24 protein-coding genes are annotated in these 22,164 nt (G+C 72.4%); 14 read left to right on the plus strand and 10 right to left on the minus strand.

All coding sequences use genetic code 11. The features are described 5' to 3' along the window. Positions 1-49 precede the first annotated feature (49 nt). Positions 50-1,519, minus strand: a complete 1,470-nt coding sequence (locus AB0G10_RS35095; protein ID WP_360931851.1) for a GGDEF domain-containing protein — start codon at positions 1,517-1,519, stop codon at positions 50-52. Between the two features lie 82 nt (positions 1,520-1,601). Here AB0G10_RS35095 and AB0G10_RS35100 point away from each other — a divergent pair, with 82 nt between their 5' ends. The 3 genes from AB0G10_RS35100 (at position 1,602) to AB0G10_RS35110 (ending at position 4,203) form a co-directional block, all read left to right on the plus strand. After that, complete coding sequence (locus AB0G10_RS35100) at positions 1,602-2,768, plus strand: acyl-CoA dehydrogenase family protein (protein WP_360931854.1); 1,167 nt, start codon at positions 1,602-1,604, stop codon at positions 2,766-2,768. Between the two features lie 153 nt (positions 2,769-2,921). Then, positions 2,922-3,335, plus strand: coding sequence for a VOC family protein (locus AB0G10_RS35105; protein WP_360931857.1), 414 nt, complete (start codon positions 2,922-2,924; stop codon positions 3,333-3,335). A gap of 151 nt (positions 3,336-3,486) precedes the next feature. Continuing rightward, positions 3,487-4,203, plus strand: coding sequence for a DUF4097 family beta strand repeat-containing protein (locus AB0G10_RS35110; RefSeq protein WP_360931860.1), 717 nt, complete (start codon positions 3,487-3,489; stop codon positions 4,201-4,203). 132 nt (positions 4,204-4,335) lie between these two features. Here the strand turns inward: AB0G10_RS35110 and AB0G10_RS35115 are convergent, their stop codons facing one another. The 4 genes from AB0G10_RS35115 to AB0G10_RS35130 form a co-directional block, all read right to left on the minus strand. After that, positions 4,336-5,712, minus strand: coding sequence for a hypothetical protein (locus AB0G10_RS35115; RefSeq protein ID WP_360931863.1), 1,377 nt, complete (start codon positions 5,710-5,712; stop codon positions 4,336-4,338). A gap of 24 nt (positions 5,713-5,736) precedes the next feature. Continuing rightward, the gene (locus tag AB0G10_RS35120) at positions 5,737-6,384 is read right to left on the minus strand and encodes a hypothetical protein (protein ID WP_360931940.1); all 648 of its coding nucleotides are present in this window, start codon (positions 6,382-6,384) and stop codon (positions 5,737-5,739) included. 103 nt (positions 6,385-6,487) lie between these two features. Beyond that, positions 6,488-7,579 (minus strand): endo-1,4-beta-xylanase, encoded by a 1,092-nt coding sequence (locus tag AB0G10_RS35125; RefSeq protein ID WP_360931866.1) that lies wholly within the window; start codon positions 7,577-7,579, stop codon positions 6,488-6,490. 74 nt (positions 7,580-7,653) lie between these two features. Further along, positions 7,654-8,841: an MFS transporter gene (locus AB0G10_RS35130; protein WP_360931869.1), complete on the minus strand. Its 1,188-nt coding sequence runs from the start codon at positions 8,839-8,841 to the stop codon at positions 7,654-7,656. 83 nt (positions 8,842-8,924) lie between these two features. Between AB0G10_RS35130 and AB0G10_RS35135 the strand changes: the two genes are divergently transcribed. The 5 genes from AB0G10_RS35135 (at position 8,925) to AB0G10_RS35155 (ending at position 12,003) form a co-directional block, all read left to right on the plus strand. Next, positions 8,925-10,511 (plus strand): GGDEF domain-containing protein, encoded by a 1,587-nt coding sequence (locus tag AB0G10_RS35135; protein WP_360931872.1) that lies wholly within the window; start codon positions 8,925-8,927, stop codon positions 10,509-10,511. Between the two features lie 66 nt (positions 10,512-10,577). Further along, positions 10,578-10,997, plus strand: coding sequence for a helix-turn-helix transcriptional regulator (locus AB0G10_RS35140; RefSeq protein ID WP_360931874.1), 420 nt, complete (start codon positions 10,578-10,580; stop codon positions 10,995-10,997). Positions 10,998-11,007: 10 nt separating this feature from the next. Then, a complete protein-coding gene (locus AB0G10_RS35145; RefSeq protein WP_360931876.1) occupies positions 11,008-11,418 on the plus strand; it encodes a VOC family protein in 411 nt (136 codons plus the stop codon). 31 nt (positions 11,419-11,449) lie between these two features. Continuing rightward, positions 11,450-11,611, plus strand: a complete 162-nt coding sequence (locus AB0G10_RS35150; protein WP_360931878.1) for a hypothetical protein — start codon at positions 11,450-11,452, stop codon at positions 11,609-11,611. Positions 11,612-11,685: 74 nt separating this feature from the next. Then, the gene (locus tag AB0G10_RS35155) at positions 11,686-12,003 is read left to right on the plus strand and encodes a hypothetical protein (RefSeq protein ID WP_360931881.1); all 318 of its coding nucleotides are present in this window, start codon (positions 11,686-11,688) and stop codon (positions 12,001-12,003) included. Positions 12,004-12,028: 25 nt separating this feature from the next. Here AB0G10_RS35155 and AB0G10_RS35160 read toward each other — a convergent pair whose 3' ends face one another. Further along, positions 12,029-12,724: a GNAT family N-acetyltransferase gene (locus AB0G10_RS35160; protein WP_360931943.1), complete on the minus strand. Its 696-nt coding sequence runs from the start codon at positions 12,722-12,724 to the stop codon at positions 12,029-12,031. Between the two features lie 132 nt (positions 12,725-12,856). Here AB0G10_RS35160 and AB0G10_RS35165 point away from each other — a divergent pair, with 132 nt between their 5' ends. The 3 genes from AB0G10_RS35165 to AB0G10_RS35175 all read left to right on the plus strand — a co-directional run bounded on the left by AB0G10_RS35165 (position 12,857) and on the right by AB0G10_RS35175 (position 15,576). Then, a complete protein-coding gene (locus tag AB0G10_RS35165; protein WP_360931884.1) occupies positions 12,857-13,492 on the plus strand; it encodes an HNH endonuclease family protein in 636 nt (211 codons plus the stop codon). A gap of 73 nt (positions 13,493-13,565) precedes the next feature. Then, positions 13,566-15,179, plus strand: a complete 1,614-nt coding sequence (locus tag AB0G10_RS35170; protein ID WP_360931887.1) for a methyl-accepting chemotaxis protein — start codon at positions 13,566-13,568, stop codon at positions 15,177-15,179. 25 nt (positions 15,180-15,204) lie between these two features. After that, positions 15,205-15,576, plus strand: a complete 372-nt coding sequence (locus AB0G10_RS35175) for a VOC family protein (RefSeq protein ID WP_360931890.1) — start codon at positions 15,205-15,207, stop codon at positions 15,574-15,576. Here the strand turns inward: AB0G10_RS35175 and AB0G10_RS35180 are convergent. The 3 genes from AB0G10_RS35180 to AB0G10_RS35190 all read right to left on the minus strand — a co-directional run bounded on the left by AB0G10_RS35180 (position 15,573) and on the right by AB0G10_RS35190 (position 17,932). After that, entirely contained in the window at positions 15,573-16,190 is a 618-nt protein-coding gene (locus AB0G10_RS35180; RefSeq protein WP_360931893.1) for a 2'-5' RNA ligase family protein, read from the minus strand. The genes AB0G10_RS35175 and AB0G10_RS35180 overlap by 4 nt on opposite strands. Positions 16,191-16,230: 40 nt before the next feature. Next, positions 16,231-16,719: a hypothetical protein gene (locus tag AB0G10_RS35185; RefSeq protein ID WP_360931896.1), complete on the minus strand. Its 489-nt coding sequence runs from the start codon at positions 16,717-16,719 to the stop codon at positions 16,231-16,233. A 157-nt stretch (positions 16,720-16,876) separates the two neighbouring features. Then, positions 16,877-17,932 (minus strand): discoidin domain-containing protein, encoded by a 1,056-nt coding sequence (locus AB0G10_RS35190; protein ID WP_360931899.1) that lies wholly within the window; start codon positions 17,930-17,932, stop codon positions 16,877-16,879. Positions 17,933-18,116: 184 nt separating this feature from the next. Between AB0G10_RS35190 and AB0G10_RS35195 the strand changes: the two genes are divergently transcribed. Beyond that, positions 18,117-18,668 (plus strand): aminoglycoside adenylyltransferase, encoded by a 552-nt coding sequence (locus tag AB0G10_RS35195; RefSeq protein ID WP_360931902.1) that lies wholly within the window; start codon positions 18,117-18,119, stop codon positions 18,666-18,668. Here AB0G10_RS35195 and AB0G10_RS35200 read toward each other — a convergent pair. Continuing rightward, positions 18,631-19,566, minus strand: coding sequence for an AraC family transcriptional regulator (locus tag AB0G10_RS35200; RefSeq protein ID WP_360931905.1), 936 nt, complete (start codon positions 19,564-19,566; stop codon positions 18,631-18,633). The genes AB0G10_RS35195 and AB0G10_RS35200 overlap by 38 nt on opposite strands. Before the next feature lie 104 nt (positions 19,567-19,670). On the opposite strand from AB0G10_RS35200, the gene AB0G10_RS35205 reads away from it, so the two are divergent. Both AB0G10_RS35205 and AB0G10_RS35210 read left to right on the plus strand, forming a co-directional pair. Next, positions 19,671-20,480, plus strand: a complete 810-nt coding sequence (locus AB0G10_RS35205; RefSeq protein WP_360931907.1) for an NmrA family NAD(P)-binding protein — start codon at positions 19,671-19,673, stop codon at positions 20,478-20,480. Positions 20,481-20,516: 36 nt separating this feature from the next. Then, entirely contained in the window at positions 20,517-22,067 is a 1,551-nt protein-coding gene (locus tag AB0G10_RS35210; protein WP_360931910.1) for an alkaline phosphatase D family protein, read from the plus strand. Positions 22,068-22,164 lie beyond the last annotated feature (97 nt).

The raw sequence follows: 22,164 nt of genomic DNA on the forward strand, positions 1-22,164 counted from the left end.
GGGGAGTCCAACCCAGTGGATGCGCCGCCACCCGCGCGACAACGCTTTTTCAGGCGGCTGTTTCGAGCGCCTCCTGCCAGACCGCCCAGCGGGTCTCCGGGCCGAGACCCTTCGCCTTGTACATCGCCAGGTCGGCCCGGTGCACCAGCTCGTCGTGGTGCAGCTCGCCGGCCGCCGACACCGCGACGCCGATGCTCGCGGCCAGTGTGATCAGCTTGCCGTCCACGGCCACCGGGCCCAGCTCGGCGGCGATCCGGCCGGCGACCTCGTACGCATGCCGCGGTGACGCCAGATCGGAGAGCACCACCGCGAACTCGTCGCCGCCCAGCCGGCACGGCAGGCCGGAGGAGGGCACGCACCGCCGCAGCACCTCGGCGAACTCGACCAGGACGAGGTCGCCGGCCTGGTGCCCGAGGGTGTCGTTGATCTCCTTGAAGCTGTTCATGTCGATCACCAGGATCGCTGTCGTGCCGCGCGTGAGGCTCCGGTGCGACGTCGCCCGGAACCGCGCCCGGTTCGCCAGCCCGGTCAGCGGGTCGGTGAGCGCCTGCTCGTCCGACTCCCGCTGCGCCAGCGTCTGCCGGTACAGCACGAGCGCGCTGAGCGCCGCGCCGCCGAGGGCGAGGCCGCCCCAGGGCGAGAAGTCCCCGGACTTCACGGCCGCCTCGAACATCAGCGCGTGCGCCACCACGACCGCGACGAACGGCAGGAACCGGCCGATCCGGAAGCCGGAGCGCACCGCCCGCGGCACGGCGGGCCGGCTCTGCTCCACGGCCGCCGCGGCGAGCAGCGCGTCCGTCGTGATCCACCAGTAGAACGGCCAGGTGGAGTCGAGCATGAGGTCGTGCGCGTCGAGGTAGCCGTTCACCGCGTCGCCCAGGAAGAGCACCAGCGTGCCCGCGGTGAGCAGCTGCAACGGCCGGCGGGCGGTGTCGTCGGCGCCGCGCAGCAGGGCGCGGGAGACGCTGAACAGCAGCGCGAGGTCGCCGATCGGGTAGAGCACGGCGCTCACGGTCATGTCGACGGTGAGCCGGCCACTCTGCAGCAGCGGGTCGAAGGCGGTGTACCAGAGCACCATCGAGCCGCCGACCAGCACGGTCAGCGCGTCGACGGCGGTCTTGAGCCGGTCCCGGCGGCTGGTCCGGGCGAGCGGGAAGAGCTGGAGGGCGATCAGCAGCGCCACCACGAACACCATGTGGATGACGTCGTCGGCGGTGTCCGAGGTGCCGATCACGAGCAGCGCCGGGACGCTGACGACCAGCACGGCGAAGCAGCCGGCGACCGCGGCCCAGGCCTGCCGCAGCCGGCGCGGCAGGTGCGGGAGCCGGGCCGCGCGGACGGCCGCGAACACGCCGAACAGGCCGAATCCGAACCGGGCCGCCTCGGCCGCGGTGAAGGACTCCGGCAGCGCCGACGAGCCGGCCAGGCCGAGCATCGCCGCGACGTAGAGGACGCCGAGCGCGACGTAGGCGACCGGCACCCGGCGCGCCGGTGGCACACGCGTGGTCCAGGTGTGCAAGTGGTCCTCCTCCGCCGGTCCGGTCTGCTGGTGATCGGTCCCGGCCACCGGCGACTTGAGGAAGCCTTCCTAAGATCACCGGATGCTCACCCACGAAGTAGCAGTCAGCACCGCTCACCGGCTCGCCGCCGAGCTCGAGCCCGGCGCGGCCCAGCGCGATCGCGACGGCGCCACGGTGATCCCGGCCGAGGCCCTGGCCGCCCTCGACGGCTCCGGCCTGCTCGGCATCACGATCCCGGTCGCCGACGGCGGTCCCGGCCTCGGCCCGCGCACGCTCGCCGAGGTCACCCGGATCCTGGCCGCCGCCGACCCGGCGATCGCGCAGGTGCCGCAGGGCCACTTCCTGATGGTCGACATCCTGGCCGTGCACGGGACCGCCGAGGCGCGCGAGCGGCTCTTCGGCGACGTCCTGGCCGGCCGCCGGCTCGGCAACGGCCTGGCCGAGCGGGGCGGCAAGCACGCGCAGGATCTGAGGACGCGCGTCTCCGGCGGCCTGCTGAACGGCGTCAAGTTCTACACGACGGGCGCCCTGACCAGCGCCTGGATCGCCGTGAGCGCGCTCGACGAGAACGGCCGCCTGGTGCTGGCCTTCGTGCCGCGGACGGCCGGGGGCGTCACCGTCGACACCGACTGGGACGTGATCGGCCAGCGCGCCACGATCAGCGGAACGGCCACCTTCCGTGACGTCCCGGTGTCCCTGGTGATCGACTACGCCTCGGCCTACGAGGTTCCGCAGCAGCTCGGCGCGCGGGCCCAGCTCGTGCACACCGCCATCGAGGCGGGCATCGCCGGCGCGGCCCTGCGGGACGCCCGCTCCTATCTCCGCTCCACGGCCCGCCCCTCGTCGGAGGCCGTCCGCGCGGGTCACGGCAGCGCCGCCGAGGATCCGAACGTGCGCTACCGCTACGGCCGCCTGGCCAGCCGGGTGCGTGCCGCCGAGGCGCTGCTGGCGTCGGCCGCCGGCACGCTCGAGGAGATCGGCCTGATCCCGTCGTCTCCCGAGGAGGCCGCCCAGGGGTCACTCACGGTAGCCGCCGCGAAGGCCTTCGCCAGCGAGGTCGCGGTCGAGGCCGGCTCCGAGCTCTTCGTCATGTGCGGCACCAGCGCCGCCGCCGCGAAGTGGGATCTCGACCGGCACTGGCGCAACGCGCGCACCCACAGCATCCACGATCCGCTCGACTGGAAATACACGCATATCGCCGCATTCGAGCTCTCGGACGTCCTTCCGCCCAACCACGGGCAGATCTGACCATATTCGTACGAAGAATGACGCCCGTCCGGGACGAATCGGCCCGTCCCGTCCGTGCCGACACCTGACGGTCCGTTCCCCCGGCGCACGACGGCGCCGGCCCCGGGGATGCCGTCACCCTTTTTTGTCGGACCCGGGTGGCAGCATGCGGGCATGGGCATACGAGTGGATCTGACCTTCGACACGGTGAACGCCGAGGCGCTGGCCGAGTTCTGGAAGCTGGCGCTCGACTACGAGGACGAGCCGCCGCCCGCGCCGTTCGCGACGCGGGCGGAGTGGGCCGCCTCCTTCGGCGAGCCGGACGACGACGAGGGCGGCGGCGCCTGGCTGCGCGACCCGGCCGGGGCAGGGCCGAGGCTCTGCTTCCTCGACGTCCCCGAGCCGAAGACCGCGAAGAACCGCCTGCACATCGACGTCCGCGTCGGCAAGGGCGACGACGCCTGGCAGCGCATCCGCGCGAAATCCGCCCAACTGGAAGCGGCGGGCGGCCGGATCCTCACCACTGTCGACGGCCACCACATCGTCATGTCCGACCCCGAGGGCAACGAATTCTGCGTAGCGGCCTGAAGCGTTGCATTGAACCTCCACCCCATTGCAACAGTTTAGACCTCCTGAGCTGGGAGTATATCCGATAGTTGCAATCCGCTTGTTGCCGTAATATGGAAAGCAACGTAGCTTTTCCTACATCGGAAACAACGGACCGGCTCAGGAGGCCACCATGCAGAGCTTCGCCACCCCCGCCCCGATCGCCACCGTGCTCGAGATCCCGGCCGGGCGGATCCAGCTGATCGCCGCCGATCGGGCGGACACCACCGTCGATGTCCGGCCGGCCGATCCGGGTAAGAGCCGCGACGTGCGGGCCTCCGAGCAGACGACGGTCTCCTACGCGGACGGCGTGCTGCGGGTCAGCACCCCGAACGCCCGCAACCAGCTCTTCGGGCCCGGTTCGGTCGAGGTCACCGTTCAGCTGCCGGCCGGTTCCCGGGTCGAGGGCGCGTCGGCCGGGACCGAGCTGCGCGGCGTGGGCCGGCTCGGCGAGGTCGTGTTCGACGGCGCCCACCGGCAGGCGAAGATCGACGAGGCGTCCGGTGTCCGGCTGTCCGCCCTGGACGGTGACGTGGAGGTGGGCCGGCTGACCGGCCCGGCCGAGATCACCACGGCCCGGGGCGACATCCGGATCGCCGAGGCGGTGCGCGGCGACCTGGTGCTGACCACGCAGTCCGGTGACATCGCGGTCGTCACGGCGGCGGGGGTATCGGCGGCTCTGGACGCGGGCACCGGCTACGGCAGGGTCGCGAACGCCCTGCGGAACGACGGCACCGCCGCGGTCACCATCAAGGCCACGACGTCGCACGGCGACATCACCGCCACGACGTCGCCCGGCACTCTCACCGCCACGACGTCGCCCGGCGCCCTCACGGCCCGGACGCTCTGACCATGGCACTCACCGCCGCGCCCACAGCCGCGATCACAGCCCCGCTCAGAGCCGCGCCCACAGCCACCCCGCTCACCGACCCGCTCGAAGCCGCACTCACCGGCGCGATCACAACCGCACTCACAGCCGCGCTCACAACTGGGCGCGGGCGTCCGCGAGGAAGGTCCGGAAACGGGCGCCGGACGCCTGGGCCGCTATGTAGAGGGCCTCGACCGCCGCCGCGAGGTCGTCCTCCTCGTCGAGGGCGAGCAGCGCCGGGAACGCCACGGCCTGGTGCAGGATGCGGGTGTGGCCGCCGGTGTCGAGCAGCGTCTGCGGTACCCGCGGATCGTCGAGCAGGCGGCCGAAGCCGTCATCGGCGAGGGAGGCGGGCAGCGGTTCGCCGGCCTCCACCGTGGCGAGGGCCTCCGCGATCCAGCCGACCCGATCGAGGCCGGCCGACTCCAGGGCCCGGCGGGCGGCCCAGTTCGCGACGGCGCGCCGGCGGTCCGGTGGCAGGGCGACCAGGCCGTCGAGCAGCGGGCGGTCCAGCTCGGCCAGGCTCCTCGCCCGGGCGCGCAGCCCGCGCAACCGCTCGGTGGGCGGGCTCCCACCCCACGCGGCCGCCTCCCGCGCCGCCCTCTCCCGGCGCCGTTCCTCAGCACGCCGGGACTCGGCGGCGATCCGCGCCCGCATCGGCGCCTCCCAGGCGGGTTCCCGGCCCGGCGGCGACTCCAGCAGATGGTCCCAGATCAGGCCCAGCAGCACGGCCTGGTGAGCGGCCACGTTCTCGTGCCTCAAGGTCAGACCATCGATCCGTACGTGGCCGGTGGCGTCATCGGGCCGGGAGTCCGACGCCTGCGGGTGCCACGCGAACGCATACCCGTCGCCGGCCGGTTCGAGGCGGATCTCCAGGTTCCCCGCGGAGATCGCCGGGGGCGGCGCCCAGGGCGGCGTGATGTTCCGGACGACAGTCACCCGGTCGGCGTCCGGTCCCGCGGGAGGGCCGGCCAGCAGCTTCTCCATCGCCCACACCGCCGCCTCGGCCGTCCTCCGCGGCCACGGGCCCCGGGAGCCGTCGTCGAAGAGGGTGCGCAGGCCCTGCTCCTCGGTCGCCGGCCAGATGTGCACCTCGTGCTGCTCCGGCGGATCCTCGTCGGTGCGGACGGACTCGTGGATGCGGTTGCGGGCGTAGATCCGTACCCTCGCCAGCCCGGGCCTCGGCAGGGGCACGCCGGTGAGTCCCTCGCGCGGACCGGCCATCAGCCCCAGCACGGTGACCCGGCCGTCCGCCGACCAGAGGGTGGTCTCGCTCGCGGCATCCCAGTCGTCGTCGCTCATCAGCGGCGGCTCGGCCTCGGACACCACGATCCGGATGTCGATCTCGCCGGTGTGCACGCCGGTGAAGCCGGTGCACTCCGCCGGGCCGCCGACGTGCAGAAGCTCGTCGCCGACGGTGTAGATCGGAAGGCCGTCGCCGCCGTCGCCGGTGTACACCCCGTACTGGCAGTAGCTGACGAACATCGACATGGGTCGAAACGCTAGCGCACCGCTTCATGCCCGCTTCGACGTGCTCACCGTCCCGGGAGCTCCGTCGCCGGTGCCGAGGACGAGGAAGGCGGCCCGCTCCCACGGGCGGTCCTCGCTGAGGAACGGGATCTCCTCGGCCATCCACTCGTCCCACTCGCGCTTCGCGACCTCCTCGTCGTGACCGTGCAGCCGGATGTCGCGGGTGATGCCCCTGCGTTCCGCCTCGACGAAGTCGGACTGCACCCAGACCGCCACGTCGAAGTATTCGGCGAGGTCCTTGCGGGATGCGCCGACGCCCTCGACGAACACGACCGGGCACCCGGCCGGCACCTCGATGTGGCCGTCGCGGCCGCGCTCCTCCCACGCGGGCGGGCGGTAGTGCACGGCCTCGCCGGCGTGCAGCGGCTTGAGGATCCCGTCGGCCATCAGGTCGGACCAGCCGAACCGGGAGTGCCACCAGGCCACGTCGTCGGTGTGCACGATCGCCGACCCCGGTACGCGGCGCAGCAGCTGCTCGGCCAGGGTGGTCTTGCCGCCGCCCCCGCGACCGTCGACGGCGACCAGGATCGGCCGCCCCTCCGGGATGCCGGCCTCGGTCAGCACCGACGCGGTGAATGCGTCCCAGGTCTGCTCACGCCACGATTCCGCGGGCGTCTCGTCCGGTCCCAGCATCACGTCCGTACCGTAACGCGTACCTCGCTCGGATCTGAGCGATCCTCCACCAGCGCGGCAGAAAAAACCGGCGCGGCGGAGGATCGCTCAAGATCGCGGAACGTCAGCGGCGGCGGGGCGCCTCGGCCAGGGTCTTCTTCAGCGCGAAGTACGCGGGCTTCTTGCCGAAGTCGTCCCACATCACCGTCGCGGCGCCCTCGGACGGGAAGAACACCGGCACCCACGAGTACTTGTCGGTGAAGCCCCAGATGGTGAACGAGTTGCAGCCGTCGACCGCGAGGCAGGCGTCCAGCGCGGTCTTGTAGTACGTGGCCTGGGTGGCGAGCTGCTCCGCGGTCGGGACCCCGGAGGCGGGCAGGTCCATCCGGACGTCGAGCTCGGTGATCGCCGTCTTCAGGCCGAGGTCGTCGAAGCGCTGGAGCACGCCGGCCAGCTGGTCGGGCGCGCCGTACCGCATGCTCAGGTGCGCCTGCGAGGCGAACCCGTGCAGCGGCACCCGCTGGGCGAGCAGCTGCTGGGCCAGCGTCGCGTAGGCGTCCACCTTCACTCCGGGCCACTCGACGCCGTAGTCGTTGAGGAACAGCTGTGCGTGCGGGTCGGCCTGGTGGGCCCACCGGAACGCGTCCGCGACGATCCCCGGGCCGAGCTCCCGGATGAAGATGTTCTCCTGCCGGTACTCCCCGTTCTCGTTGAGGATCTCGTTGGCGACGTCCCACTGCTGGATCTTGCCGCGGTACCGGCCGACGACGGTGAAGATGTGGTCCTTCAGGATCTTCCGGAGTTCGGCCTTCGTGAACGTGCCCTCCTGCAGCCACGCCGGGTTCTGGCTGTGCCAGAGCAGGGTGTGCCCCCGGACGGCCTGGCCGTTCTTCCGGGCGAACGCCACGATCGCGTCGGCCGGCCCGAAGTTGTACTCGTGACGAGCCGGATGGATGAACTCCCACTTCATCTGGTTCTCCGGGGAGACCGAGGAGAACTCCCGGGCGAGGACGCGGCGGTACTGCCTGTCGTTGGGGAACGGGTCGGGATAGGGCTGGTCGACGTGGTGGCCGCCGCCCGCTACCGCGGAACCGATCCGCAAGTATCGGGGGGCGGCCTCCCGCAGCGAATCGGCGGAGCCGTGGGCGAACGCGGGCGGGCCGAGGGGCGCCAGGATCGCCGCCGTGGTGAGCGCGGCGAGGATTGCCTTTCTCAACGGAACTCCTTCGGTGGGGAGGAGCGCGAAACTTACGTAACCCACTCGTAAGTTAGGCACTCGATCGCCCGCCGTCAATCTCGGCGCGGCAGCACCCTGGCGCAGACCACCGTGAGAACGCCCGCCACCACCACCGTGAGCAGGGCGACGCGCAGGCTGGAGAGGTCGGCGACCGCACCGACGAGCGGCGCCGAGAGCAGGAAGCCGGCGCGCAGCAGCCAGCTCGAGACGGTCAGCCCGACGCCCTCCGGGAGCCCCGGCAGCGCGTCGGCGCTGTGCATCGCGGCCGGGACCAGGGTGGCCGTCCCGAGGCCGGCGCAGGCGAACCCGATCAGCGTGGTGGTCACCGACGGGAACGCGAGGGCGAGGCCCATGCCGGCCGCCGCGAGCGCGCCACCGGCCCGGACCACGGCCCGCTGGCCGAACCGGTCGACGACCCGGTCGCCGGTGAGCCGCCCGAAGGTCATCGCGACCTGCAGCGCCACGAACGCGAGGCCGGCCACGGCGGCGCTGGTCAGCAGCTCGTTGCGCAGATAGAGGGCGCCCCACGAGGAGCCGGCGTCCTCGACGAGCGCGCCGCAGGCGGCCAGCACGCCGAGCACCGCGAGGATCTTGACGGCGTGCGCGCTGTACGCCCGTTTCGTTCCCGAACCACCCGCTGTCTCGGTGACGCCGCCGTCCGGCCCCGGCAGCATGAACCTGAAGGCGAAGATCGCGACGAGGGAGAAGACGACCGCCGAGATCCCCAGGTGCAGCGGCAACGACAGCGCCAGCCCGGCCGCCGCCGACCCCATCAGGCCGCCGAGCACCGCCCCGACGCTCCACAGCCCGTGCAGCGAGTTGAGGATCGACCGCCCGTAGACCCGCTGCACCCGCAGGCCGTGCGCGTTCTGCGCCACGTCGATGATCGCGTCGAGCGCGCCGGCCACGAAGAAGACCGCGCCGAGCGCCCACACGTTCGGCGCGAAGGCGAGCAGGAAGACCAGGGCCGCGAGGAGCACGATGCCGATCGACGCCACCCGCGCCGAGCGGAACCGGCGGATCACCGTGGCGGCGAACAGACCCGCGAGGAGGGCGCCGAGCGGCATCGCGGCGATGGCCGAGCCGAGGGCGGCGTTGGTGAGGCCCAGTTCCGCCTTGAGCTGCGGGAACCGGGGTACGACGTTGGCGTACAGGGCGCCGTTGGTCAGGAACACCAGGGCGACGGCCATGCGGGCCAGGCGCGCCTCACGAGGGGGCGCGATGCGGGTGGCGGTGGACATGCGTACGATCGTACATACGCTATGTACGTCTGTACACATCCGTCTTTCCTCATGCTCACGGCGGTACGGCCGATAACGCATGCGTGAGTAGGTCAACCAAGGCCGCGGAGCGGCGTCGCGAGATCATCGCGCCTGCCCTGCGTCAGGATCCCCTGCTCACCGCGGCCGGCTGGTGGACCATCCTCGCGGTGATCCTCCTCTTCACGCTGTCCGGGCACACCGACGCGCAGGTCCGGATCTACTGGGCCTTCCAGGTGCCGCTCGACCTGCTGCTGGCGTACTCGTCCTGGCGGGTCTCCCGGGTCGCGACCGGTCCGATCCGGCGGTTCTGGCGCGTCCTGACCGCCTGCGGCGTGCTGTTCGTCGTCGGCGACACCACCCAGACGCTCACCGTGCTGCTCGGCGGCACCGGCGGCCTCACCAACGGCGGCGCCGTGCAGAGCACCTGCTTCGCGGCCGGCCTCGGCATCCTGATCCTCGCCATGCTGGCCCACCCGCACCCGTCCCGCTCCGGCCGGGAACGGCTCGCCTTCTGGCTCGACTCGGCGACCGTGCTGGTCGGCGGCGCGGTGGTGGCCTGGTGCTTCGCCGCCGACACCGAGGGCACGACCGGCGACCTGATCGCCACCCTCGCGGCCGGCGCCGTGATCCTGACCGCTGCGTTCGCGTCCGCCAAGATGAGCCTCAGCGGCAACGCCCCGATGCACCGGGCCGCGGTCCTGCCGATGATCCTGTCGGCCGGGGTGAACAGCGTCGGCTTCTTCCTGGCGCCGGGCAGCGTCGAGGAGCTCCCCGCGTACGTCTTCGCCGTGCGCTTCCTGCCCAGCCTGCTCATCGCGGCGGGCCCGCGCACCCAGGAGATCATCGCCCGGTTCGACGAGACGGCGTTCGGCGCGAAGCGGCGCAAGCCCTACAGTCTGCTCCCCTACGGCTCGATCGCGATCGTCTTCGGCGCGCTCGTCTTCATCGTCAGCTCCAGCCAGTCCTTCGAGCGCGGCGACGAGGGCAAGCTCTGGGGCGTCATCGCGGGCCTCGGCGTGATCATCGCGCTGGTGGCCGGCCGGCAGCTCGTGGCGTTCCACGACAACACCCGGCTGATCTCCGAGCTCGACCACACCCTGGCCGAGCTGCGCGAGCACGAGACCCGGCTGCGCCACCAGGCGAACACCGACGGCCTCACCGGCCTCGCGAACCGCACCCACCTCCAGGAGGAGATGACCGCGGCCCTCGACGACCACGAGCCGGGGACCATCTCGCTGCTGCTGATCGATCTGGACGGCTTCAAGGCGGTGAACGACACGCTCGGTCATCCGGCCGGCGACGCCCTGCTGGTCGGCGTGTCCCGCAAGCTCACCGAGTCGGTGCGGGCCGGCGATCTGGTGGCCCGGCTCGGCGGCGACGAGTTCGCGGTGCTGCTGCGCGACTGCGACGAGACCGCGGCCGAGCACACGGCGCGCCGCATCCTGCTGTCGATGGAGGGCGCGATCGAGGTGGGCGACGGCGCGATGGCGAAGGCGAACGCGAGCATCGGGGCGGCCACCGCGGGCGCCGACGCCGACATCGAGACGCTCCTGCGCGACGCCGACATCGCGATGTATGCGGCGAAGCGGGCCGGCAAGGGGTGCTGGCGAACCTTCCATCCGGGTCTCGTGAGGGTCCAGGCAGGCTGATCGCCTGCGCTTGATTCCGGGTACGGGGGGAAGCGTCCCGGGGCCACCCTGTGCGATGGTGGGCGCGTGACCCTCGACGACCTGGTGCGCCTGCGCCGGGCCCGGGACCGGATGGACCGCGACTACGCGGAGCCGCTCGACGTCCCGGCGCTGGCCCGCGACGCCTGCATGTCGGCCGGTCACTTCTCCCGCAGCTTCCGGGCCGCGTTCGGCGAGACGCCGTACAGCTACCTGATGACCCGCCGGATCGAGCGCGCCAAGGCGTTGCTGCGGCGCGGCGACCTGTCGGTGACCGAGGTCTGCTTCGCCGTCGGCTGTACGTCGCTCGGCTCGTTCAGCTCCCGGTTCACCGAGCTCGTCGGGGAGAGCCCGAGCGCGTACCGGGCCCGCGACCATCGGGCCGGCGCGGCCATCCCGGCCTGCTACGCCAAGATTTACACGAGACCGGTCAGGAACGGAGAAGCCGGCCGGGCCGCCCGTCCGTAGCGTGGTCCGCATGACAGTCAGGATTGCCACCGCGTTCATCGCCGTCGACGACCACGACAAGGCGCTCACCTTCTACCGCGACGCCCTGGGCCTGGAGGTCCGCAAGGACGTCGGCTTCGAGGGCATGCGCTGGATCACCCTCGGCGCCCCCGACCAGCCGGACGTCGAGGTCGTCCTCGAACCCCCGCTCGCCGACCCGAGCGCCTCCCCCGCCGACCGCGCCACGATGGCCGAGCTGCTCGCCAAGGGCCTGCTCCGCTCGGTGCTGCTCACCACCGAGGACGTGGACGCCACGTTCGAGAAGGTCCGGGCCGCCGGCGGCGAGGTGCTCCAGGAGCCGATCGACCAGCCGTACGGTGTCCGCGACTGCGCCTTCCGCGACCCGGCCGGCAACATGATCCGGATCAACCAGAGGAAGTGAGTTCGGGTCTCCGCTGGGTATGCCTCCCGGTATGACCGCGAGCGAACCGCAGCAGCAGCCGGACATCGAGCGCCCGATCGACCTCCAGGATGTCCGCAACAGCGACGAGAACCGGCAGGACGACGAGAAGCGCCCGGAGCCGGCCGAGGACGAGCCGGGCGTGCCTGCGCCGCAGATCGAGCCGGCCGGCTGAGGGGCCTCGCTCACACAGGAGGCCCACAGATCCTTCATGGGCCAGGGCCAAGAGCGGGGCCGATCGTTGTTCCCATGACCGACATCGCGATCCGTTTCCCGCAGACCCAGCCCGCCACCCTCGCCTCCACGGCCGGCTCCCTCGCGGCCGGCTGGCGCCTCCGCGGCGCGGCCGTGGCGGCCGCGGTCGTGCTCGGCACGGCCGGCAGCACGGCGGCCCTCCGCCACACCGACCACGGCGTCGCCGTCTCCCCCACGACCGTCTCGGCAGCCGGCTCTCCCACCGTTACCGCCACCCTCCTCACCGCCGCCGCATCCTCCTCGGCAGCGGCCGGATTCGCCGTCACCAGCATCGCGCCGGTCGCGGTGGCCGCGCTCCGCGTCCTCGCGTGAGCCACCCGGCCGATCTCTTTCCGCGTCATCCCTCCAGCGGTGGCCGGGTGTGCCACACCGAGGTGCCGGCGACCGCGAAGCCGGCCGACTCGTACAGCGGCAGCCCGGCCTCGGTGGCGATCAGCGTGAAGTGCCGGTCCGGCGCCGCGGCGAGCGCCGTGGTGAGCACCGCGCGGCCGGCCCCCTTCGAACGGTGCTCCGGCAGCGTCGCCAGCCAGTAGACACCGACGGCCGTACCGTCGTCGAACGTGTAGGCGGCCGCCGCCGGCTCACCGTCGCCGTCGCACCGGCCCAGCCACACCCGCCAGCCGGGCCGCCCGAGCACGTCCGCCGGCATCGCCCCGCCCCGCCGCCACGGCTGATGGGCGGGAAGCGGGAAACCGTCGACGATCACGCGTTCCGCGGCGGCCAGCCCGGCCTCGTCGCGGACCTCTTCCACCCGTACCCTCGAAGCCGCCGCAACCACCCGCCCAGGCCGCCGCACCATGATCGGCATGCGCAGGGTCCCCGGCTCGTGCGCCCCCAGGATGCCGAAGGCATCCTCCACGATCAGCGTCCGCCGCGGCGCGAGCGCCAGCACCTCCGCCGCGCGCGCCGCCCCGCCCACGAGGATCACGCGCGCCCCGGTGTCGTGCTCGGCCAGCAGATAGTCGTCCCCGCGCACGGAATCCGGGCCCTTCGAGGCCCACATCGCCGCCGCATTCCCCACGTGCATTCCCATCACGGCCGGAATGCTATCCGCCGTTCTTTCTCGTCCGGACACAAGAAATTCACGTTCATCGACATCTTGTGACGCCCGGCTCCCGTAGATCTATGCGTGTCCGACACGGGCACCGTATCGATGGGAGCCACCATGCGCCTGTCCCCCCGCCCCCTCGTCCCCGCCACCCTGGCGGCGATCCTGATCAGCCTGTTCCTCGGCGCCCCGGCCGAGGCGGCGCCCTCCGGGATCCCGAGCAAGGCCACCGCGCAGACCTACCTCAACGCGCTGACCGTGGCCGCCGAGGCGAACGCGAGCACCTACGACCGCGACCTGTTCCCGCACTGGATCACGATCAGCGGCACCTGCAACACCCGGGAGACCGTGCTCAAGCGGGACGGTTCCAGCGTGGTGACGAGCTCGGCCTGCGCCGCGACGTCCGGTTCCTGGTACTCCCCCTACGACGGCGCCACCTGGACCGCCGCGGCCGACGTCGACATCGACCACGTGGTGCCGCTCGCCGAGGCGTGGCGCTCCGGGGCCAGCGCGTGGACCACCAGCAAGCGGCAGAGCTTCGCGAACGACCTGACCCGACCTCAGCTCATCGCCGTGACCGACAACGTCAACCAGTCGAAGGGCGACCAGGACCCGTCGACCTGGCAGCCGTCGGTGAGCTCGTACCGATGCACCTACGCCCGCATGTGGATCGCGGTGAAGCACTACTGGGCGCTCAAACTCCAGGCCTCCGAGAAGACGGCGCTGCAGACGGCGCTGAACTCCTGCGGCTGAGGACCGTCTCCCGGAATACTGATGGAGATCACCGTTGCCACGGGCCGGATCGCCGCTCACAGGAAGACCGCCCATGCGTATCTACGACGTCAGCGTCGGCAAGCGTCTCGGGGCGTCCTACCTGGTGCTGAGCGTCCTGCTCGTGGCCTCGGCCGGCACCGGCTGGTGGGGCCTGCGCCAGCAGGAGACGGCGCAGGACCGGCTCACCGCGCTGGAGGAGGTCCGCGACGACATCCAGGCGGCCGAGTACGCCGCTGCCGACGTCACCGGCTGGCAGGGCCTGGTCGTCGCGGACGTGGGTGCTTTCGGGTACGCGCACGCGACCGGCCCGGAGGGCTACAACCGGCAGGGTGAGCTGAAGGCGAAGGAGGCCGTCTACGCCGGTCTGACCGCGACCCGCACGGCCGCCATGACCGAGGCCGAGCGCGCCACGTTCGCCGGCCTGAAGACGGCCTGGGACGACTTCTTCACCTGGGACGACACCGTCATGCAGTGGCTGTCGGCGGACACCAGGGCGTCCCGGGCCAAGGCGATGACGAGCATCAACGGCGGGGAGGCCTCGGACGCGTACGGAAAGATCCTGGACATCACCGCGGAGCTGGACGAATCGGTGAACGCCCGGGCCGGTGCGCTGCGCGACGACGTCGAGCGGGTCCGCGGCACCGCGTCGGCGGTGCTCGGCGTCTCGCTGGCGCTCGCCATCGTCCTGGCGCTGCTGATGGGCGTCTGGGTGACGCGTTCGGTGACCGGCCCGCTGACCGCCGTGGTGGTCGCCCTGAAACGCCTGGCCGGCCGCGACCTCACCGCGCACGTCGACCTGAGGCGCCGGGACGAGCTCGGCCGCCTCGGCGACGCGCTGAACCAGACGGCCGGGTCCCTGCGCGAGACGGTGTCCGCCATCGCCGGGCACGCCGGCACCCTCTCCGGCGCCTCCCGGGAGCTCTCCGAGGTGTCCGCCCAGATCGCCGGCGCCAGCACCGACATGGGCTCGCAGGCGGCCGCCGTCGCGGCGGCGGCCGAGCACGTCTCCGGCAACGTGCACACCCTGCAGGCCGGCAGCTCGGAGATGACCCAGGCGATCGACGAGATCGCCCGCAACGCCGGCGAAGCGGCCCGGGTCGCCGGCGAGGCGGTCACCGTGGTGAACCAGACCAATCACACCGTCGGCAAGCTGGGCGCCTCGTCCACCGAGATCGGCAACGTGGTCGCCATGATCACGTCGATCGCCGAGCAGACGAACCTGCTCGCCCTGAACGCCACCATCGAGGCGGCCCGCGCCGGCGAACTGGGCAAGGGCTTCGCCGTGGTGGCCGGCGAGGTCAAGGAGCTGTCCCAGGAGACCGCCCGGGCCACCGACGAGATCGCCCGCCTGGTCAAGGCCATCCAAGCCGACTCGTCCAACGCGGTCGGGGCGATCAGCGAGATCGGCGACGTGGTCGCCCGGATCAGCGACTTCCAGACCCTGATCGCCGCGGCCGTCGAGGAGCAGACCGCCACCACCAGCGAGATGGGCCGCAACGTCGCCGAGGTGGCGGACAGCAGCGCGGCCATCGCCGCGAACATCGCCGGGGTGGCGACCGCGGTCGGCGCCACCACGACCGTCGCCGGCCGGGCGCAGCACAACGCCGAGAGCCTGGCCGGCACCAGCGCCGAGCTGCACGGCCTGGTCGCCGGGTTCAAGCTCTGACGGCTTCCTTCCGTACGGTGGGGGCATGGCCTTCATCGCGCAGATCTCGCTGGGAGTCGGGGAACCGGAGCGGGCCGCCGCATTCTGGAGCGGGGCGCTCGGCTACGTGCGGCGGGCGCCGCGGTGGGACGGCGACGACTGGATCGTCCTCGAACCGCCGGCCGGGGTGGAGGGCGCCCCGATCGCGATGGACCAGAGCGAGAGCCGGGTCGAGGAGTATCCCCGGATCCACCTCGACCTGCGGGCCGGCCCGGACGGGCTGGAGGCCGAGGTGGAGCGGCTCGTCGGGCTCGGCGCCGGGCGGGTGGACTGGCCGCACCGGGCGGGGCCGGGCGAGCCGGAGTTCGTGGTGCTCACCGACACCGAGGGAAACCGCTTCTGCGTCGCGGAGCACTAGAGCGGGATCGTCTCCAGCAGCGACCAGGTCACGGTCTTCGCGTCGGCGTCGACGGTCACCTCCACGAACTGCACGGCCGCGATCGTCATGACGGCGTGACCGGGCCGGACCCGCCGCAGGTCACGCTGGATGTCGGCGTTGTCGGCCTCGCCGTTCGCATAGCCGATCGTCATGTGCGGGATGCCGGCGTCGTAGGCGAGCGCCCCCGCGCCGCGCACCCGGCCGACCGTGTCGTGGACCCGCTTCGCCAGGGCGCCGATCCGCTCGTCGGGGTGGACGTCGAACATCACGACGGTGTTCTGCGCGAGACAGCTCCCGATCGTCAGGTCGAAGGCGCCGAACCCGGCGAGATCCGATCGGAGCGCGGCGGCCAGCTCGGCCCGCTCGGCCGCCGAGTAGCGGGCGCCGAACTTGTCGGCGATCTGCATGAGCGTCATGTGCAGCCAGCGGTCCTCCACCATGGTCAGCGGATAGGGCGCCAGCGCGTCGCGGCAGCCCTGGGCCAGCTTCGCCAGTTCGGGATTCCGCGCGAGGTCGGGGATCGCATAGACGTGCAGGAGCGTCTCGCCCGCGGGCCACTTGCCGGTTCCGTGCCGGAATGCAAAGGGTTTCACGGCGGCAACTGTAGAAGATTGCCGCCGCTGCCGGACGGTCTCAGTTCACGCTGCGGTCGACCGGCTCGTCCGGGTCGGCGCTCGCGCCCGAACCGCCGGTGGTCTCCTCCGGGATGCTCGCCTTCAGGGAGTCGACGTCCTGGCAGACCGTACGGAACTTGAGGATCTCGGTGCTGACCTGCGCGGTCAGGGTCTGCTCGTCCGGGTTGCCGGCGGCGGCCTCGGCCTTGCGGACGCTCAGCTCGAGAACGCCGGTCTGGGTGGCGACGAGCGTGCTCTTGGCCGTCTTGCCGGCCGTGATGATCTGGTTCGCGGACTCCAGGTCGAGGTCGTGGCCGGCCTTGCCGAGGACCGCGTTCTCCGCCAGGGTGCAGGCGGTCGCGGTGCTCTCGTCCAGTCCGGACAGGTCCGCCACGGAGGCCGCGGTGGCGGCGCCGGGAGCGGTGGCGTTGTCGTCGTTGCTGCCGCAGCCGGTCAGGGCCAGAGTCAGCAGCACGCTTGTGGCGATCACTGCGGTGGTTGCTCGCATGGCGGGCAACGCTACCGATCCGGTCATCACGGGCGTGCCGGGGCAAGCGGGTTTGTGACCTAGGTCTTCCGGATCGACCACCCGCCATGCGATCGTCACTCATCGTCACCCGAAGCGGCGAATTGTCAAGAATTGAACCGTCAACCGTTACGCCGCGTCAACGGATCGCGAACTCCAGCAGGGAGAAGCCGTAGCGACTGTTGCGCTCGGTACCATACATCCGGATATATCGTGCGATCTCACCCGACGCGCTCACCGTGACGCTGCCGCCCTTGCCCGTCTTCGTCGCGTAGAGCGCCGTCCACTTCCGGCCGTCCAGCGAGGCGTCGACCCGATAGGCCACCCCGTAGGCCGCCTCCCAGTGCAGTGTCACCTCGGAGATCCGCCACCGCTCCTTCAGATCGACGGTGATCCACTGCGGGTCGGAGAAGCCGCTCGACCAGCGGGTGCTCTCGTCGCCGTCGATCGCGTTCCCGGCCTTCCACGGATCGCCCTCGACCGCCGACGCGGTGGCCACGCCGCCCAGTGCGAGGTTGACGCCGCGCGGATTGGCCTTCCCGGCGACCGCAGGCGACGAGGAGGGACTCGCCGACGACGAGGAAAGGCTCGGCGTCGAGGAAGAGCTGGGCGGTTCCGCACTCGCCACATCCATCGAGGACACCGGAACAGGCTGAACACTTCCGGTCAGAGGTGCATCCCCGCTTCCGACCGGGTCGCCCTCCTGCGAGGGCGAGGGCCGGGTGCCTTCTCGCGCCCAGCCCGATGTGTACGCGTAGACCGCGCCCCCGGCCACCACCAGCAGAGTGGCGAGAAGCCCGGTGACCACCCGCCCCCGCTTCCGCGACCCGCGCGCCGCCCCGGCCGCCGCGCCCTCCTCCGGCTGCGCGGACAAAAGCCAGTCCGGCGCCGGCGAAGACGGTCCGGTCCGCGAGGGCGGGCGCTGCGGCATCCGGGTGAGCCGCAGATTCCCGGCCCGAGTGGGCCGCCGCGCCCCCGCGCCGCCCGAGCCCGCCGCGCCACCGCCGCCCGGGCCACCCGAGCTCGCCGCGCCACCGCCGCCCGAGCCGCCCGAGCCCGCCGCGCCACCGCCGCCCGGGCCACCCGAGCCCGCCGCGCCACCGCCGCCTGCGCGACCAGCGCCCACGCCGCCGCCCGCGCCGCCGCCCGCGCCGCCGCCGCCGGGCGCTGGGCCGGGGCTGTCGAAGCCGTTCACGAAACCGTCTCCCCGTGTCGTCCGGCGCGCGATCTGCGCGCCGCAGCGCCGTATCTTGGCGCATGTCCCCGTCCCGGCGAGCACATCGGACGGCCGCGCGGCGGTGGGATCGCGGCGGGGCAGCGGGAACGCTCCCACCAGTGATGCCGGTCACCCCGCGTGTCGTCATGAGAAGGATTCCTCAATGAATACGCACCGAACGGACCCCGCCACGGAACGGCAGCTGGCCGCGATCGCCGAGGTCGCCGGGCTCGGCATCCCGGTCTGGCTGCGGGGTGGGTGGGCCGTCGACTTCTTCCTCGGTCACGTGACCCGGCCGCACCGCGACGTCGACTGGTTCGCCTGGGCCGCCGACGCCGGCCGGATCACCGGCGAGCTGACGGCGCGGGGCTGGGAGCTGCTGCCGGAACCCCCGCACGACCGGCAGCTCGACTTCGTCTCCGACGGCGTCGACCTGAGCTTCGCGCTGATCACCACCGACGCGGAGCGGCACGTCGTGGTGGCCGGTGGGCCCTGGGCCGGCGAGCGGTGGCCGGACGGGATGCTGGCCGGGCCGGTCGGCCGGATCGGGGCGGTCGCTTGTGCGGTCATCCACCCGTACGCCCAGAAAGAGATCAAGCGGATGATGCCGGTCTGGGTCCCGGGGTTGCCGAGGCGGCCGAAGGACGACGAGGACGTCAGGCGGCTGGAAGCCGCCCTCAACCGGCCCGGAACTGCTGCGGAGTCGTCCCCTTGACCCGCTTGAACGCAACCGTCAGCGCGAACGCGTTGGCATAGCCGACCCGGCGCGCGATCGCGCTGAGCGTCGCGTCGGAGCCGCGCAGCGACTCGGCGGCGAGGTCGAGGCGCCACTGGGTCAGGTACGCCATCGGCGGCTGGCCGACCAGATCGGTGAAGCGCCGGGCGAACGAGGCCCGGGACACCCCGGTCACCGCGGCGAGGCCGGCGACCGTCCACGGCCGCGCCGGATCCTCGTGCACGAAGCGCAGCGCGCGGCCGACGACCGGGTCGCCGTGCGCGCGGTACCACCCGGGCGGATCCCCGCCGGGCCGGGCGAACCAGGCGCGCAGCGTGGCGATCAGGGCGAGGTCGAGCAGCCGGTCGAGGACGATCTGCTGGCCGGGCGCGTCCCGGTTCACCTCGGCGTGCAGCAGGTCCATGATCGGCGACTGGACCTGCTCGCGCGGCACCCGCAACACCGTGGGCAGGGCGGCCAGCAGCCGGCCGGAGACCACGCTCCGCACCTGGTAGGCGCCGCTCGCCAGCAGGGTCGAGCCGGCGCCGCCGAGACCGAGGGCGTTGGTGCTCGCGCCGATCCGCTTCCGCATCGTGATGTCCTCGCCGTCCGCCGTGACCAACCGGTTGCCCGGATGAACGAAAACGGTCGGCTCGGTCGTGACGGCATCGGCCACCGTGTACGGCGCGGGCCCCTGCACGACCGCCACGTCACCGGCCTCGATCAGGACCGGCTCGCCGTCGTCGGGCACCACCCAGGCGTGGCCGCGCAGCGGGACGGCGAGGCCGAGCGGCGCCTCGTCGCAGATCCGCAGCGACCAGGGTGGATCGAGCACGGCCTGGCAGAAGGCGGCGGTGTGGGCACGTACCCCGTCGAGGAGATCGCCGAGCGGGTCCATGGCGGCATGGTAGACGCTCAGACATGCGGCCGAGGCTCCCGAACATGGATCGTCTCACCGTTCGCGGATTGACTGAAAGCACCTTCACACCAGAGGAGCTTCAGATGTACGCGATCACGGGCGTCACCGGTCATGTCGGAGGCGCGACGATCCGCGCGCTGCGGGAGAAGGGCGCGCCGGTCCGGAGCGTCAGCCGGCGCGAGGCCGATCTCGCCGACACCGCCGCGCTCACCAAGGCGTTCGACGGCTGCGACGGCGCGTTCGTCCTGCTGCCGACCGTCCCGCCGTTCACCGGCGCGGCGCACCGCGAGATCGCCGGCTCGATCGTCGCCGCGGTCCGGGACAGCGGCCTGCCGCACACCGTCCTGCTCTCCTCGTGGGGCGCCGACCTCGCCGGGGGCACCGGCCCGATCCGGTGGCTGCACGAGCTGGAGAACGGTCTGCGCGACACCGGCACGACGCTCACCGCGATCCGGTCGCCGCACTTCCAGGAGAAGGTGGAGACCGTGCTCGAGGCGGCCACCGGCGTCGGCGTCTACCCGGTCTTCGGCGCCTCCGCCGACGTGCCGATCCCGATGGTCGCCACCCGGGACATCGGCGCCGTGGCGGCCCGCGCGCTGACCGGCCCGCCGGCCTCCAGCGAGATCGTCGTGCTGGAGGCGCCGGAGTACACCGAACGGCAGGTCGCCGAGGCCCTCGGCGAGCGGCTCGGCAAGCAGCTCCAGGTGGTCACCATCCCGCGCGAGGGCTGGCTCGGCGCGCTCACGGCGGCGGCCGTCCCGCCGGTGCTCGCGGCGGAACTGGTCGCCCTGCACGAGGCCGCCGAGGACGGCCTCCTCCAGCCGCGCGGCGACCGCACGGTCCGCTGCGCCACCGAGATCACCGAGACGCTCCGCACGGTTCTCGGCGCGTAGGGCGGGCGTTCAGATCCGCCGTATACACGTTGGTCCATGACCTCGAACATCGATCGTCGCCGGTTGCTGGCCGGCGCGGGAGCGGTCGCCGGTGCCGCGGCGCTCGCCCAGGTGCCGGCCGAGACCGTCGCGGCGGCGCCGGCGCTGCCCGGCCGGAAGTACCCGTTCACCCTCGGCGTGGCCTCCGGCGACCCCACCCCGTCCGGGGTGGTGCTCTGGACCCGGCTCGCGCCGGAGCCGTACGAGCCGGACGGCGGGCTGCCCGCCACGGCGCTGCCGGTGCGCTGGCAGGTGGCCCGGGACGAACGGTTCCGGCACGTCGTGAAGGAGGGCCTCGCCTGGGCGCTGCCGCAGCTCGCGCACAGCGTCCACGTCGAGGTGGACGGGCTCGCGCCGGACGGCGAGTGGTTCTACCGGTTCGCGTACCGGGACCAGCGCTCCCCGATCGGCCGCACCCGGACCGCCCCGGCCCGGCGCAGCCCGGGCGGGAGGCTCGACCTCGCGGTCGTCTCCTGCCAGTCCTGGGACAACGGCTACTACCCGTCGTACGCGCACATCGCCCGGGACGACGTCGACCTGGTGCTGCACCTCGGCGACTACGTCTACGAGGGCGGCATCGGCGCGACCGGCGGGTACCGCGGCGTCGCCGTCCCGGAGACCGCCCGGCCGGCGCCGAAGACCCTCGACCAGTGGCGGATCCGGTACGCGCTCTACAAGTCCGACCCCGATCTGCAGGCGGCGCACGCCCGGGTGCCGTTCGCGGTCACCTGGGACGACCACGAGGTGGTCAACGACTACGCCGGGACGCACAGCCAGTACCAGGAGACGGACATCGCGGACCTGCGCGCCGCCGCCTACCAGGCCTGGTACGAGCACCAGCCGGTCCGCCGCCTGCCCCGGATCTACCGCCGCCTGCACTGGGGGCGGCTCGCCCAGCTCGACATCCTGGACGGCCGGCAGTACCGGACCGGGCCGGCCTGCTCGTGGGGTGAGGGCGACGCCTGCGACGCCCAGTACGCCCCGGACGTCACGATGCTCGGCTTCGACCAGGAGAAGTGGCTCTCGGCCGGGCTGGCCGCCTCGTCCGCCCGGTGGAACCTGCTCGGCAGCAACGTCATGATGGCCCGGCTCGACCACGACGGCGACGCCGGCGACAAGCTCTGGCACGACGCGTGGGACGGCTACCCGGCCGCCCGCAACCGGATCACCCGGGCCTGGACCGGCCACCGGGTGTCCAACCCGGTCGTGCTCACCGGCGACTGGCACTCGACGTTCGTGAACGACATCCACGCCGACTTCGACCGGCCCGGCTCACCGGTGGTGGCGACCGAGTTCGTCGGCACCTCGATCTCGTCGAACGGCGACGGCACGCCGTACGGCCCCTACTACGGCCCGATGATCGAATACAACCCGCACATCCGCTTCTTCGACGGCGACCGGCGCGGCCACCAGCGCTTCCGGATCGACCGCGACACTCTGCGGATGGAGGCCCGGATGGTCACCACGGTCGCCCGCCGGGACGCGCCGCAGTACACGCACGCCACCTTCGTGGTGGAGAGCGGCCGGCCCGGCGCCCACCAGGTCTAGACCTAGAGCGAATCTGACGGATCATGGTCGGCTCCGGTCGGGTTTCGCACGGAGCCAGATCATGATTGAGGCGACGGTAACCGTTGCCTCGTAACGG

Origin of the sequence: Actinoplanes sp. NPDC023714, from assembly GCF_040639855.1 — a bacterium.
Taxonomy (GTDB): Bacteria; Actinomycetota; Actinomycetes; order Mycobacteriales; family Micromonosporaceae; genus Actinoplanes.